The sequence below is a fragment of the Rhabdothermincola salaria genome, assembly GCF_021246445.1.
GTDB classification, from domain to species: domain Bacteria; phylum Actinomycetota; class Acidimicrobiia; order Acidimicrobiales; family Acidimicrobilacustridaceae; genus Rhabdothermincola_A; species Rhabdothermincola_A salaria.
Map to the genome: position 1 here is coordinate 1665794 of NZ_JAJQXW010000001.1, position 13169 is coordinate 1678962.

The 13169-nt window shown below is 73.5% G+C and carries 14 protein-coding genes; 5 read left to right on the top strand and 9 right to left on the bottom strand.

What is annotated here, in order from left to right; translation table 11 throughout:
• Window positions 1-44: 44 nt before the first annotated feature.
• Complete coding sequence (locus tag LUW87_RS07725) at window positions 45-1064, bottom strand: uroporphyrinogen decarboxylase/cobalamine-independent methonine synthase family protein (RefSeq protein ID WP_232670557.1); 1020 nt, start codon at window positions 1062-1064, stop codon at window positions 45-47.
• 174 nt (window positions 1065-1238) lie between these two features.
• Here LUW87_RS07725 and LUW87_RS07730 point away from each other — a divergent pair, with 174 nt between their 5' ends.
• Window positions 1239-2138 (top strand): hypothetical protein, encoded by a 900-nt coding sequence (locus LUW87_RS07730; protein ID WP_232670558.1) that lies wholly within the window; start codon window positions 1239-1241, stop codon window positions 2136-2138.
• A gap of 13 nt (window positions 2139-2151) precedes the next feature.
• Here LUW87_RS07730 and mnmA read toward each other — a convergent pair whose 3' ends face one another.
• Window positions 2152-3231: a tRNA 2-thiouridine(34) synthase MnmA gene (mnmA, locus tag LUW87_RS07735; protein WP_232670559.1), complete on the bottom strand. Its 1080-nt coding sequence runs from the start codon at window positions 3229-3231 to the stop codon at window positions 2152-2154.
• A 5-nt stretch (window positions 3232-3236) separates the two neighbouring features.
• Window positions 3237-4466, bottom strand: coding sequence for a cysteine desulfurase family protein (locus LUW87_RS07740; protein ID WP_232670560.1), 1230 nt, complete (start codon window positions 4464-4466; stop codon window positions 3237-3239).
• Window positions 4467-4528: 62 nt separating this feature from the next.
• Between LUW87_RS07740 and LUW87_RS07745 the strand changes: the two genes are divergently transcribed.
• The 3 genes from LUW87_RS07745 to LUW87_RS07755 are packed head-to-tail and all read left to right on the top strand — an operon-like array spanning window position 4529 to window position 6804.
• Complete coding sequence (locus LUW87_RS07745; RefSeq protein ID WP_232670561.1) at window positions 4529-5329, top strand: class I SAM-dependent DNA methyltransferase; 801 nt, start codon at window positions 4529-4531, stop codon at window positions 5327-5329.
• Window positions 5326-6303, top strand: coding sequence for a galactose-1-phosphate uridylyltransferase (gene galT, locus LUW87_RS07750; protein ID WP_232670562.1), 978 nt, complete (start codon window positions 5326-5328; stop codon window positions 6301-6303). The genes LUW87_RS07745 and galT overlap by 4 nt, the downstream gene beginning before the upstream one ends.
• A gap of 57 nt (window positions 6304-6360) precedes the next feature.
• A complete protein-coding gene (locus LUW87_RS07755) occupies window positions 6361-6804 on the top strand; it encodes an SRPBCC family protein (protein ID WP_232670563.1) in 444 nt (147 codons plus the stop codon).
• A 52-nt stretch (window positions 6805-6856) separates the two neighbouring features.
• Here the strand turns inward: LUW87_RS07755 and LUW87_RS07760 are convergent, their stop codons facing one another.
• The 5 genes from LUW87_RS07760 to LUW87_RS07780 all read right to left on the bottom strand — a co-directional run bounded on the left by LUW87_RS07760 (window position 6857) and on the right by LUW87_RS07780 (window position 11857).
• Window positions 6857-7294, bottom strand: a complete 438-nt coding sequence (locus LUW87_RS07760; protein WP_232670564.1) for a response regulator — start codon at window positions 7292-7294, stop codon at window positions 6857-6859.
• Entirely contained in the window at window positions 7291-8850 is a 1560-nt protein-coding gene (locus tag LUW87_RS07765) for a sensor histidine kinase (protein ID WP_232670565.1), read from the bottom strand. The genes LUW87_RS07760 and LUW87_RS07765 overlap by 4 nt, the downstream gene beginning before the upstream one ends.
• Before the next feature lie 9 nt (window positions 8851-8859).
• The gene (locus LUW87_RS07770; protein ID WP_232670566.1) at window positions 8860-10062 is read right to left on the bottom strand and encodes a PP2C family protein-serine/threonine phosphatase; all 1203 of its coding nucleotides are present in this window, start codon (window positions 10060-10062) and stop codon (window positions 8860-8862) included.
• A gap of 90 nt (window positions 10063-10152) precedes the next feature.
• Window positions 10153-11010: a rhomboid family intramembrane serine protease gene (locus tag LUW87_RS07775; RefSeq protein WP_232670567.1), complete on the bottom strand. Its 858-nt coding sequence runs from the start codon at window positions 11008-11010 to the stop codon at window positions 10153-10155.
• Between the two features lie 70 nt (window positions 11011-11080).
• Window positions 11081-11857 (bottom strand): enoyl-CoA hydratase/isomerase family protein, encoded by a 777-nt coding sequence (locus LUW87_RS07780; RefSeq protein WP_232670568.1) that lies wholly within the window; start codon window positions 11855-11857, stop codon window positions 11081-11083.
• An 86-nt stretch (window positions 11858-11943) separates the two neighbouring features.
• Between LUW87_RS07780 and mscL the strand changes: the two genes are divergently transcribed.
• A complete protein-coding gene (mscL, locus tag LUW87_RS07785) occupies window positions 11944-12369 on the top strand; it encodes a large conductance mechanosensitive channel protein MscL (RefSeq protein WP_232670569.1) in 426 nt (141 codons plus the stop codon).
• 3 nt (window positions 12370-12372) lie between these two features.
• On the opposite strand, the gene LUW87_RS07790 is transcribed toward mscL, so the two are convergent.
• Complete coding sequence (locus tag LUW87_RS07790; protein WP_232670570.1) at window positions 12373-13095, bottom strand: hypothetical protein; 723 nt, start codon at window positions 13093-13095, stop codon at window positions 12373-12375.
• Between the last annotated feature and the right edge of the window lie 74 nt (window positions 13096-13169).

A 13169-nucleotide genomic window follows, 5' to 3' on the forward strand; every position in this document is an offset into this window, starting at 1 on the left:
ACCGGAACGGGGCGCGCCCCGGCGGCGTCGGCCCACGAGGGGCCTCAGGCGCCCACCGACAGCCGCAGGCCGATGGCCTGGCCGTGGAGCAGGGTGGCCAGGCCGTTGGCCAGCGTCATCACGTGCTCGGCCTGGGTGATGCCGTGGTGGGGCAGCCCGCACACCGGGGTGATCATGGCGTGGGTCCGCAGCAGCGCAGGGTCGCAGCCGCCCGCAGCGAGCTCGCCGAACTCGTCGGACAGGCGCCGCCACAATCGGTCGACGGTGGGCCCCACGGGGCCGTCGACCGGCACCGCCCCCCAGGCCAACCAGCCGCCGTCGTCGAGGAAGTCTCCGAGGACGCCGGCGTGGCGCTCGGCCCCGGCGCCCACCGGCAACGACAGGATCCGCGGCCCGGCGGCCAGGGCCAACCGCCAGTCCGCCGGGCCGCAGCAGTGCAGGCCGGTGATGGCCAGCGGCTCGAGCGCAGCCAGGGCGCCCGAGACCAGGTCGATGCCGTCGTTGGGTCCGATCGGGAAGCCCGGCTCGGTGAGCTGCACCAGGCCGGGCTCGTCGACGAACACCACGAGCTGAGCCTGGGGCACCCGCTGGAGCACCTCGTCGGTGAGCGCCCGGGCCCGCTGGCGCACGACGCGGCCGGCGATGCGGAAAGCCAGCGGCGCCTCCACCCCGGCGGCGTGCAGGGCCACGCCCAGGGTGACGGGCCCGGTGAGGGAGAACTTCACCGGGCCGGTGCGGTCGGCCACGGCGGTGAGGAAGGCCCGCATGCTCGTGTAGGCGTCGGTGTCGAAGCCGGGGGCGATGGGTGCCTCGGGATCGAGCGCCCGATGGTCGAGGTCGAGGCTGCCGTCGTCGCCGACGGTCACCCCCGCCACCCCGGTGGCGGCGCGGGCGATCATGGATTCACGTCGGGAACGGGCGGGAAGGCTGGGCGCAGCCGGCAGGGTGGGCGTGTGGCGCAGCACGAACTCCACCGCGTCGCCGGGATCGACGTGGGGCAGGCAGCCGATGCCGGTGGCCAGACCGACGGGCAGGCGCACCGCAGGGTTGGGCGAGAGCGTCACGTGCCCCCGCCCGGGCTCGGGACGCGCCGGTTCGTCCGCCTGCACTGCAGCACGATCGCCACCACGTGACCACCTCTCCGGGCCGCCCCCCGACGCCCCTCACCCCCCGGTCGTCGACCGCGGGCACCCCACTGGAATAGCCAGCGGGGCACCACCTCGGCAAATCTCGACGGGATGGACGGACTCGCCCCCCTCGCGCGCCGTTGGGGCCTGCCCCTGCTCTGGCTCACCCTGCCCTTCCTCGCCGGCCCCTCGTTCGCCGACGCGCTCGACCCCCGGAGCCGGCCGATCCAGGTCACCGCCAGCCTCGGCCTGTGGGCCCTGTGGGCCGTGGCGCTGGTGGCGACGCTCGTCCCCCGGACGGTGTCGCTCACGCTGGTGCGCATCACGGTGCCCGCCTCGGTGGTGGCGGCGGGCTGGGCCGCGCTCGTCGTCCCCGACGGCGCCGGTGCCCCCGAGGCCGTCGCCCTCGGCATCACCACGTTGAGCGCCGTCGTGGCCCTCTCCGCCCCCGTCGGCGAGGAGTTCGTGAACGGGTCCGCGTACGGCGAGGAGCGCCGTCTCCCCCTCCGCCCCCCCGGGCCGTTGGTGCTCGGGCCGATCGAGCTGGTCTGGGCGCTGGTCGTGGCCGGCGCGGTGGCAGGCCCTCTCCTGCTGGCCGCCGAGCAGTGGGTGCTCGGCGCCGTGTTGATCGCCGTGGGCTGGGCCGTCGCCGCGCTCGGCGTGCGCTCCCTGCACCAGTTGGCCCGCCGCTGGGTGGTGTTCGTGCCGGCCGGCATGGTGCTGGTCGACACGACGGTCCTCACCGACGCCCTCCTCGCCCGGCGTCACCGCATCGCCCACCTCGGGCCGGCGCCGGCGGAGAACGCGGCCCTGGACCTCACCGCCGGAGCGCTGGGCCTGGCCCTCCAACTGGAGTTCACCGAGCCCGAGGTCATCGTCCCGGTGCCGCCCCGGCCAGCCCGCGGCGAGCGCTCCACCACCCCACTGCGGGTGGAGGCCGTCACCTTCACCCCGTCACGATCCACGGCCGTGCTCCGAGAGGCGGCCCGGCGCCGGGTCCCGGTGGGCTGATCCGACGCCGGGCTCAGGTCCGGGTGACGGTGCCGCCGGCCAGGACGACGTCGCCGTCGTAGAGCACCAGGCTCTGGCCGGGGGCCATCCGCCGCTGCGCCTCCACCCATGTCACCGTCAGCGCGCCGCGCTCGTCCTCGACCACCGACGCCACCTCGATCGGGGCCCCGTGGGCGCTGCACTGGGCGGTGAGCGGGTCGACGCGACCGGCGAGCACGTCGACCCGGGCCGCCTCGTCGACCCACCCGACCCCACCGATCGCCTCGAACGGCGTCGCCAGCTCCGCGGCGGTGCCCACCCGCACAGTCGACGTCTCGACGTCGACGTCGACCGCGTAGCGAGGCGAGCCGTCGACGGCGACGCCGAGCCCTCGCCGCTGGCCGACGGTGACGAGTTGCACGGCCTCGACCTCGCCGACGGCCCGGCCCTCGTCATCGACGAGGCGGCCCGGGCGCAGCGCCAGCCGGGACCCGAGAAAGGCGCGACGGCCACCGTCTTTGCGGGTGATGAAGCAGACGTCCTGGCTGTCGGGCTTGCCGGCGGTGCGCAGGCCCAGCTCCTCGGCCCGCTGCCGCACCTCGGCCTTGGTCATGGCCCCGATGGGGAACTGCACCTCGGCCAGCTGGGCGCCGTGGAGGACGTGGAGGACGTAGCTCTGGTCCTTGGCGGCGTCGGCACCCCGGGCCAGCCGGGGCGACCCGCCCGCTCCCGCGTCGACGATGCGAGCGTGGTGGCCGGTGGCCACGGCGTCGAAGCCGAGCGCACGGGCCCGCCCCAGCAGGCGGTCGAACTTGAGGTGGCGGTTGCACTCGATGCAGGGGTTGGGGGTGAGGCCGGCATCGTGGTCGGCCACGTAGGGACCGACCACGTGGCGGGTGAAGTCGTCGCCGAAGTTGAACACCAGGTGCTCGATGTCGAGCTGCTGGGCCACCCGCCGGGCGTCGTCGACGTCGCTGACCGAGCAGCAGCCGGAGTCGCTCTCGCCGCCCCAGAGCTTCAGGGTGACGCCCACGACGTCGTGACCGGCGTCGCGCAGCACCGCGGCGGCGACCGACGAGTCCACTCCCCCGGACATGGCGACGAGGACGGCCACGGCGGTCAGAGGGTGAAGCGGCGCAGCTGGTGCACCGCCGGGGGGATGGCGGCCAGGGCGTGGTCGACCTCGGCGTCGGTGCTGGCCCAGCCGAGCGAGAGCCGCAGCGACCCCGCCGCCCACTCGGACGGGACGCCCATGGCCCCGAGGACGTGGGAGGCCTCCATCGCCCCGCTGGAGCACGACGACGCCGCCGAGGCGAACACCTCGGCCTGCTCGAGCAGGTACAGCAAGGCCTCGCTCTCGACCCCGCCGAGGCACAGGTGGGCGATGCCCGGGGCCCGGCCCGATCGGTCGGCGAGGCCGTCGACGCGCTCGACCCCGGTCTCGACCGCGTCGTCGAGCACGGCCAGCAGGCCCTCGACCAGGCGGTCGCGGAGCTTGGTCAGGCGCTCGACCTCGGCGGGGCGCGAGGCGGCGGTGAGGCGGCCGGCGACGGTGGCGGCCACGATGCCGGCCACGTCCTGGGTGCCCGGCCGATGGCCGCGCTCCTGGCCCCCACCCAGCTGGCGAGGGGTGAGCCGGACCGAAGGGCGCACGACGAGCAGGCCCACGCCCTTGGGGCCACCGAACTTGTGGGCCGACAAGCTGACCAGGTCGGCGGCAGCGGCCGCGACGGAGAGGTCGGCCAGGCAGAAGCCCTGGACGGCGTCGGTGTGCAGGGCCGCGTGCGGGGCATGGCGGCGGACGACCTCGGCCACCTCACCGACGGGCTGCACGGCGCCGGTCTCGTTGTTGGCGAACATCACCGACACGAGGCGCACGCCGGGACCCTCGCCGGCATCGTGGCGCCGGGCCTCCTGGTCGAGCACGGCGGCGAGGTCGTCGAGGTCGAGGCGTCCGGTGCGATCGACGGCGACGGTGCGGCCCCCGAGGGCCAGGGTGGGATCGAGCACGGCGTGGTGCTCTATCGCCGAGCACACCACCAGCCCGGCGTGGGCGGTGAGCTCGGCCGCCGGGTCGTCGGGACGGCGGGCGGCGCCGAACACGGCGAGGTTGTCGGACTCGGTGCCCCCGCTGGTGAACACCACCTCGCCGGGAGCGCAGCCCAGCATCTCGGCCCACTCGTCGCGGGCCTCGTCGAGGGCTCGCCGGGCGTCGCGCGCCATGCGGTGGGCGCCGCTCGGGTTGGCGTAGCGCACGGTGAGGAACGGCAGCATGGCCTCGACCGCCTCCGGCCGCATCGGCGTGGTGGCGGCGTGGTCGAGGTAGGCGCTCTGGTGGGCGGCGGGCATGACCCTGCCAGGCTACGGCCCGCGTCGCGGGCTCACCCATCGGCACGCGTCAGACTGGGGCGGTGCACGAGCCCGCGCAGTACGGCGATGCCTTCGCCGACGTCTACGACGACTGGTACGGGGAGGCCTTCGACACCGACACCGCGGTGGACGCGCTGGCGGCGCTGGCGGGGACGGGCCCGGTCCTCGAGCTCGGCGTGGGCACCGGGCGCCTCGCCATCCCCCTGGCCGCCACAGGGCTCACGGTGATCGGAGTCGACGCCTCGAAGGCGATGCTCGATCGTCTGGCGGCCAAGCCCGGAGGGGTCCGCGTCCATCCGCTCCTGGCCGACATGGGCGACCTGCTCGTCGAGGCGGCCCACGACCTGGCTCCCGGCGAGCACGAGGCGACGCCCACCCGCCTGGGACCCGACGCCATCGGTGCCTTCGCCCTCGTGTTCGCCGCCTACAACACCTTCTTCAACCTCACCACCGACGACGCCCAACGTCGCTGCCTCCACCAGTGCGCCCGCCTGCTCGCCCCCGGCGGCGCGCTCGCCGTCGAGGCCTTCGTCCCCACCGACGAGGACGTGCCCCGGACCTCGCTCGATGTGCGAACCGTCCGCGCCGACGCCGTGGTGCTCACCGCCACCGAGCACGACGCCGCCGCCCAGGTGATCCAGGGCCAGCACGTCGAGCTCACCGAGGACGGCGTGCGGCTGCGCCCGTGGCGCGTCCGCTACCTCACGCCCGAACAGCTCGACGAGGCGGCCGCCGCCGCCGGCCTGGTCCGCACCGAGCGCTGGGGCGGCTGGGACGGCCGGGCCTTCGACGCGTCCTGCGACACCCACGTGAGCGTCTACCGGAGGGCCCCCACACCGTGAGCCAGCTGCGCCTCAACCCGCTCACCGACCGCTGGGTGGCCATCGCGGTGGAACGAGCGTCGCGTCCCGGCGACTTCGCGCCGCGGTGGCTCGACGTGGAGCCGTCGGACCGCCCGTGCCCCTTCTGCCCGGGACACGAGGAGGAGACCCCGCCGGCGCTGGAGACCTACGCCCGCGACGGGCGTTGGTTGGTGCGGGTGGTCCCCAACCTCTACCCCGCCTTCGACGGGCGCGGGCCTTTCAGTGTCGACCACCTCGGCCCTCTCCACGCCCAGGCGCCCGCCACCGGCATCCACGAGGTGCTGGTGTTCTCGCCCGACCACCGGGCCAGCTGGTCCGGCCTCGACGACAAGCAGGTCGGGCTCACCATGGCCGCCATCCGCGATCGCCTCGAGGACCACGCCCGCCAGTCGTCGGTGCGCTACACGCAGGTCATCGTCAACCACGGCCGCGAGGCGGGCGCGTCCCTGGAGCACCCCCACGGCCAGTTGCTCGGCATACCGTTCGTGCCCGAGGAGCTCAGCGCCGAGTGCCGGGGCTTCACCGGCTTCGACCACCGCCACGGCGACTGCGTGCTGTGCGCCACCGACACCACCGAGCGCGACGAGGGGCGGCGGGTGGTCTCCGCCGACGACAAGGTCGTGGTGCTGTGCCCCTACTGGAGCGCCACCCCCTACGAGATGCTCGTCGTGCCCCGCCGCCACGAGGCCCACCTGGCCGGGGCCGATCCGGGCGACCTGGTGGCCGTGGGGCGGGCCGTGCGCGACTGCCTCGCCGCACTGCAACGCCTGGTGGGGGACGTGGCCTACAACCTGGTGTTCCACTCCGCTCCCCACCAGGGCGAGGGGCTCTTCCACTGGCACGTGCACGTGCTGCCCCGCCTCACCAGCGTGGCCGGCTTCGAGGCGGGCACCGGCGTGCTCATCAACATCGTCGCCCCCGAACGGGCCGCCGCCCAGCTCCGGGGCGCCTGAAGGGGATCGTCGGCGCCGGGTCCGTCCTCGACCTCCACCGCTCCCTAGCATGCGGCCATGGCCGGCATCCGCGTGAGCACCACCATCGACGCCACCCCGAGAGAGGTGTGGGAGGTGGTGCGCCACGTCGGTGACCACGTCGAGTGGATGGAGGACGCCGTGGCCATCCACTTCACGTCGTCGCGCACGTCGGGGGTGGGGACCACGTTCGACTGCGACACCAAGGTGGGCCCCTTCCGCCTCACCGATCGCATGGAGATCACCCGCTGGGAGCCTCGCAAGGCCATGGGTGTGCGCCACGTGGGCATGGTCACCGGCACGGGCGTGTTCACCCTCACCCGCCGTCGCGGCGGTCGCACCCGTTTCACGTGGTCCGAGCGCCTCCGCTTCCCGTGGTGGATGGGCGGGCCGTTCGGCGCCGCCGTCGGCGGCGAGGTGCTGCGCCTGGTCTGGGCGCGCAACCTGGCCAACCTCAAGCGCATCGTCGAGAGCGGGGGCTGAGCACCGGCCGGTCCCCCGCGGCGCAGCGGGGACCGACGCGCCGCCCGTTCGGTCACGACGGCGGCAGGAGCACCACGCTCACGAAGAACTCGTCGATCTGGCGGACCACGCTGACGAACTGATCGAAGTCGACCGGCTTCTTGATGTAGGCGTTGGCGTGCATGTCGTAGCTGACGACGATGTCGCGCTCGGCGTCGCTGGTGGTGAGCACCACCACGGGGATGCGCTTGAGGTCGGAATCGGCCTTGAGCTCCTCGAGGACCTCGAGCCCGCCCTTGCGCGGGAGGTTGAGGTCGAGCAGCACGAGGTCGGGTCGGGCGCGCTCGGCGAACTCGCCCTCGGCGCGCAGGTAGGCCATGGCCTCGACTCCGTCGGCCACGACCGCGAGGTGGTTGGCCACCTTGCCCTCGGCCAGCGCTTCGCGGGCCATCAGCACGTCGCCGGGATCGTCCTCGACGAGCAGGATCTCGATGGGCCGGGCCTGGTTCATGGTGCGGTGCCTCCGGGGCGGTGGGAGATGGCTGGTTCGGGTGGCGGTCCGACGGCGGCGGGGTCCTCCACCACCGGCAAGGTGATCACGAAGCGGGCGCCCCGCGACGACTCGGCCAGGCGGATGCCGCCGCCGTGGAACTCGACGATGCGCTTGCACAGGGCCAGACCGATGCCCGTGCCCTCGAAGGTCTCCCGGCCGTGGAGGCGTTGGAAGATCACGAAGATGCGCTCGGCGAACTCCGGGTCGATCCCGATGCCGTCGTCGGCGACCTCGATCTGCCAGAACCCGTCGTCCGCCTCGGCGGACACCTGCACCCGCGGATTTCCTTCGCCGGCGAACTTCACCGAGTTGCCGAGCAGGTTGGTGAACAGGGCTCGCAGCAGAGCGACGTCGCCGGCGACCTCGGGCAGCTCGGTGGTCACCGTGAGCTCGGCGCCCTCGGGACGCTCGAGGTGGGTCCACACGGACTCAACCACACGGCCGAGGTCGACCAGCTCGAAGCGCTCGGTGGTGCGCCCGACCCGCGAGAACGACAACAGGTCGGAGATGAGGTCCTGCATGCGCTGGGCCCCGTCGACGGCGTAGTGGATGTACTCGTCGGCCCGCTCGTCGAGCGTGCCCGCGTACCGACGCTCGAGCAGCTGGCAGAAGCCGGCCACCTTGCGCAGCGGCTCCTGCAGGTCGTGCGAGGCCACGTAGGCGAACTGCTCGAGATCACGGTTCGAGCGCTCCAGCTCGTCGGCCTTGGCCGCCAGATCGGCGCGCGCCGCCAGCACCTGGAAGAACTCCTGCGTCACCCGTCGGCGCATCTCCTCGATGGCCTCGCCCAGCTGGCGGACCTCCTCCGGCCCGGCCAGGGCGATCTCGTGCTCGAAGTCGCCGCCGGCGACGATGGCCGCGTCCTCGCCGAGGCGTTCGAGGGGCTCCAGCACGGACCGGCGCAGGGCCAGCGTCACCGCCACCGCCATGGCCACCAACAGCACGCCTCCGGCGACGCCCACGATCACCAGCTGGGTCAGGGCATCGTCGAAGCGCTCGACGGCGCTGTCGCGGCGCTGGCGCAGGAGCGCCTCGAGCTCGTTCTGCGCGACGCGGACCTCCCCGAAGCGGGCGGCTTCGGCGTCGAGGAGCCCGATGGCCTCCTCCGGTCGTCCGTCGACGGCGGCCGCCACGACCGGTGCGGCCACCTCCTCTCGCCAGCGCTCCATGGTGCGCGCCACCTCCTCGAGAGCGGCGAGGACGTCCTCGTCCCCGTCAGTGGTCTGCTGGATCGCCTCGATGGCCGCCTCTTCGGCCTCGACGCCCGCCACCGTGGGCAACAAGAGATCGCCCTCCTCGGACAGGACGAACGCCCGCACCCCGGACTCCTGGTCGAGCAGCGCCACCTCCAGGTCCTTGGCCGCGGCGCGGGCCACCTGGACCCGGTCGATCAGCTCCGTCTCCGCCCGGCGGAGGCTGTTCAACGACACCGCGGCCACCACCACGATGATGACCAGCAAGAAGGCGACAGCCACCATCATGGCCGTCAGCCGGCGACGGAGGGACCTCGACATCGTGACCGCCTACCCGGGGAGCTCGACGGCGATCACGGCCACGTCGTCGTCGAGGGCGCCCCCATGACGCTCCTCGATGGCCGTGAGCAGCGCATCGAGGGCCCGCTCGTCGAGTGCCCGACGCGCGCCGGCCGCCTCGGCGACGAGGTGGCGGACCAGATCCGACGCCCCCTCGAGACCGAGCCGCTCGACCGAACCCGGCTCGGCCCGCCCCTCGACCAGCCCGTCGGTGTAGGCGAGCACGATGGACGAGGCCGGGAACTGGTGGATCTGCTCGGCCCAGTGCAGCCCCTCCCAGAGGCCCAACGGCGGCCCCGCGTCGCTGTCGACGACGGAGACGTCGTGGTCCGAGATCACGAACGGTCCGGGGTGCCCCGCCAGGACCATCCCGACCCGCCCCTCGCCGAGCAGCCGGAAGCTGGCCACGGTCGTGAACTGGCCGAGCTCGAGCGCCTCGACGGCCATGAGGTCGTTGAGGTGGCCCATGACCTCCTCGGGCGGGAGGCCGGCGCGGACCAGCGCCCGCCACGCCACCCGCAACACCACGCCGATGGCGGCTTCGTCGGGTCCGTGCCCGCACACGTCGCCGACGACGACGTGCACGACGCCGTCGTACTCGACCACGTCGTAGAAGTCGCCCCCGATGCGCAGCCGATTGCTGCCGGGCCGGTACCGGCTGGCCCATCGCAGTCCATGGTGCTGCTCGAGCAGCGGCTTGGGGAGCAGCCCCCGTTCGAGGCGCACGTTCTCCTCGTGGAGGTAGTGCTCCTCCAGCAGCAGTCGCGCCGCCTCGTCGGCCCGGCACCTCTCGACGGCGTAGCGCACGGCCCGCCGCAGGTCCTCGGCCTGCACCTTGCCCTTGACCAGGTAGTCCTGGGCCCCGGCGGCCACCGCGGCCAGGCCCTTGGCGTCGTCGGCGAGGCCGGTGAGCACCACCACCGGATCGCGAGGGGCGGCGCGGCGCACCGCCTGCAGGGCGTCGAGCCCCTCGGCGTCGGGCAGCCCGAGGTCGACGAGCGCGCACCACGTCGAGCCGGGTCGATGGGCGTCGAGGTGGGCGACGGCCTCGGCCACGTCGCGGGCCCGATCGATCTCGACCCCGTCGGGGAAGGCCTCCTCGAGGAGCACCTCGACGAGCAGGGCGTCGCCGTCGTCGTCCTCGACGAGCAGGATCCGGGGTGCTTCGAGCGGGTGGGGCTCGGTGGGCGTCATGCGGTGGGCCTCGTCGGGGGTCCGTCGTTCGGGATCGTTCGCGCCCCACTCCCCGTCGTCAGAGTCTGGCATGTCGCGGCGGCCGTCCCCTCAGATGTCGAGCAGTGGTGAGGCCCACTGGCCGGCGGCCCACAGGGCTGCGACGTAGAAGACGGCGGTGAGCGCGAGGGCCGCGGCGGCCCCCACCCAGGGGCGGGGCACGGCGCGATCGACGGCGAAGACGACGGCCCCGGCGATCAAGCCGCCGACCAGACCGCCCACGTGCCCACCGACGGAGATGTTCGGCACCAGGAAGGTGATGAGCAGGTTGATGAGCACCAGGCCGCCGATGCCGCTGCGCCACACGTCGATGCCGTCGCGGCGTTGGGCCACCATCGCCGCACCCATGAGGCCGAACACGGCACCCGACGCGCCCAACGTGGGCGAGGTCGGCGACACCAGCAACACCCCGAAGCTGCCGGCCACGAGACCGGCGAAGTACAAGGTGACGAACCGGAGCCGCCCGAGGAGCGGTTCGAGCATCTGGCCCAGGATCCACAGGATGAGCATGTTCATCCCGAGGTGCAGGAGGCCTGCGTGCAGGAACCCTCCCGTCACCACCCGCCACCAGTCGCCCGATGCCACGAACGGGCCGAAGATGACTCCCTCGCGGTAGACGTCGCCACCGGCTCCCCACAGCGAACCGCCGGTGAGGGCCATGGCCACGAAGGCCACCACGTTGAGCCCGATGAGCACCTGGGTGGCGAGCGGGCGACCCGGCGCCAGGTCGCTCGCAGTCATCGAGCGGGACCGGGACGCGCCTTCGCGCACGCACTCGGGGCACTGGAAGCCGACCGAGGCCTGCGTCATGCAGCTCGGGCAGATGGGTCGGCCACACCGCTGGCAGGCGACCCCCGCCCGGCGGTCGCCGTGGCGGTAGCAGGTGGTGATCGGGGTCGGGGCGGTCACGGGTTCGACGCTACCGAGCGGGTACCCCCGTGCGGCAGGCACCCACCTGCGCAGGGGGCGGTCGTTCGCCTCACCGGCCGGTGAAGGTGGCCTGGCCGGGCCCGTTCTCCAGGAACGACGCCACCCCGATGCGGGCGTCGTCGGTGGCGAAGACCTCCACGAACAGGTCCTGTTCGAGCCGCAGCCCGGTGGCCAGGTCGGTGTCGAGGCCGCGGTCGATGGCCTGCTTGGCCAGGGCCTGGGCGGCGAGCGGCCCCCGGGCGTAGGTGGCGGCGAGGTCGAGGGACCGGGCCAGGAGGGCGTCGGCCGGCACGACCTCGTCGACGAGCCCGATCGCGAGCGCGTCGTCGGCGCGGACCTGTCGGCCCGAGAGGACGAGATCCTTGGCCCGGGCCGGTCCGACGAGGCGGGCCAGGCGCTGGGTGCCGCCTCCGCCCGGGATGATGCCCAGCAGGATCTCGGGCTGGCCGAAGCGGGCGGTGTCGGCGGCCAGGCGGAAGTCGCACGCCAACGCCAGCTCGCAGCCACCGCCGAGCGCGGGGCCGGCCACGGCGGCGATGGTGACGCGGGGGATGGCCGCCACCGCCTCGAGGGCCGAGAGGAAACGCGCCCCGATGGCCCGGGCCTCGTCGGGTCCGGCGAACTCGGAGATGTCGGCCCCGGCGGCGAAGATGCGGTCGTTCCCGGCCACCACCACCGCACCGGGAGGGTCGTCGGTGAGTTGGCCGGCCAGCACCTCGAGCTGGCGCAACACCTCGGTGGACAGCGAGTTCACCTTGCCGTTGCGGAGCTGCACCAGGGCGACGCCATCGTCGCGACGGTCGAGGGTCACCAGGGGCTCTGACATGGCCGACGACCCTACCGCCGCACCGGGTGACCCCACGCGCCGAGCATCCGGGCACCCCGATGGCCGTGTTGGCAGACTCTGATCAGATGGCGGACCGGCCGCCCGAGGGGGAGGACACCACGATGCTGCAGGACTTCAAGGACTTCATCATGCGGGGCAACGTGATCGACCTCGCCGTGGCGTTCATCATCGGTGTCGCCTTCACCGCGGTGATCACCAGCCTCACCGACGACATCCTGATGCAGATCGTGGCCGCCATCCTCGGCGAGCCCGACTTCAGCAGCCTCACGATCGGTCTGGGGGACGCAGAGATCTACTACGGCAGCTTCCTGACCGCAGTGGTCAACTTCCTCATCATCGCGGCGGTGCTGTTCGCGGTCATCAAGGCCATGAGCGCCGTGAGCAACCTGCGCAAGCGCGAGGAGGGCGAGGCGGAGGTGGTGCTCACCGAGCTCGACCTGCTCGCCGAGATCCGCGACGCGCTCCGCGAGGGCAAGGGCCCCCAGGCCTGAGCCTCAGCGGATGACGGCCTGGGCCTGGCGGACCACCACGTCGATGGTCGTCTGCCGGCTCAGGCCCTCCAGCTCGCCGCCGGCACCAGTGCTCGCCGACCAGCTCACCTCGTAGCCCACCGTCACCGTCACGGGGTAGCGGCCACCGGGCGCGCCGGCGCTGGCCCGGGTGTACACGTGGGTGCAGGCGCTCGACTGCTCCTCGGGTGCCCGTCCCGGGTCGTAGGCCACCCCGGCGTCGCAGGTGAGCGTGGTGCCGTCGCCCATGTCCCAGGTGACCTGCACCGGTTGGGCGGTGACGGTGGACGACACGGCCCCGATGGCCGCGGTCGCCGACGACGGCGCCCAGGCGTCGGCCAACCACAGCCAGGTGGCCACGCCCACCAGCTGTTCGCCGGGAGGGTTCAGCGCCGGCTGGGGCAGGGGCAGGTCGAGGCGCCGACGGGCCTCGTCGAGCGCCCGCTCGGCCGCGGCGATGCCCGCCAGCGGATCTCCCGGGTCGAAACGGGTGGGCCGGTTGAGCACCATCTGGTCGGCGGCGTCGAAGCAGGCCAGCACGTAGGCCTCGCCGGCCACCGGGTCGATCGGACCGAGGTCGTAGCGGATCGGATGGGCCTCGGACTCCGACGGCTTGGCCTCCACCTGGTAGTAGCCGCACCGCCACCGCGGCCGCCCGCCTCCGGTGCCGCCCTCCCACGACGCGATCGTCCCCGACGACCCCACCACCACCACCGCCTCCGGCGACCCGTTCGTAACCCCTGCCCCCGGCAGCACAACGTCATCGCCTCTGTCGGCTCGAG

Excerpts from the sequence above, each read along its gene's own strand:
- LUW87_RS07730 (WP_232670558.1), top strand. The coding sequence starts at position 1,239 with ATGGACGGACTCGCCCCCCTCGCGCGCCGTTGGGGCCTGCCCCTGCTC.
- LUW87_RS07780 (WP_232670568.1), bottom strand. The coding sequence starts at position 11,857 with ATGTCAGAGCCCCTGGTGACCCTCGACCGTCGCGACGATGGCGTCGCC.
- mscL (WP_232670569.1), top strand. The coding sequence starts at position 11,944 with ATGGCGGACCGGCCGCCCGAGGGGGAGGACACCACGATGCTGCAGGAC.
- LUW87_RS07755 (WP_232670563.1), top strand. The coding sequence starts at position 6,361 with ATGGCCGGCATCCGCGTGAGCACCACCATCGACGCCACCCCGAGAGAG.
- LUW87_RS07770 (WP_232670566.1), bottom strand. The coding sequence starts at position 10,062 with ATGACGCCCACCGAGCCCCACCCGCTCGAAGCACCCCGGATCCTGCTC.
- LUW87_RS07760 (WP_232670564.1), bottom strand. The coding sequence starts at position 7,294 with ATGAACCAGGCCCGGCCCATCGAGATCCTGCTCGTCGAGGACGATCCC.
- LUW87_RS07740 (WP_232670560.1), bottom strand. The coding sequence starts at position 4,466 with ATGCCCGCCGCCCACCAGAGCGCCTACCTCGACCACGCCGCCACCACG.
- LUW87_RS07765 (WP_232670565.1), bottom strand. The coding sequence starts at position 8,850 with ATGTCGAGGTCCCTCCGTCGCCGGCTGACGGCCATGATGGTGGCTGTC.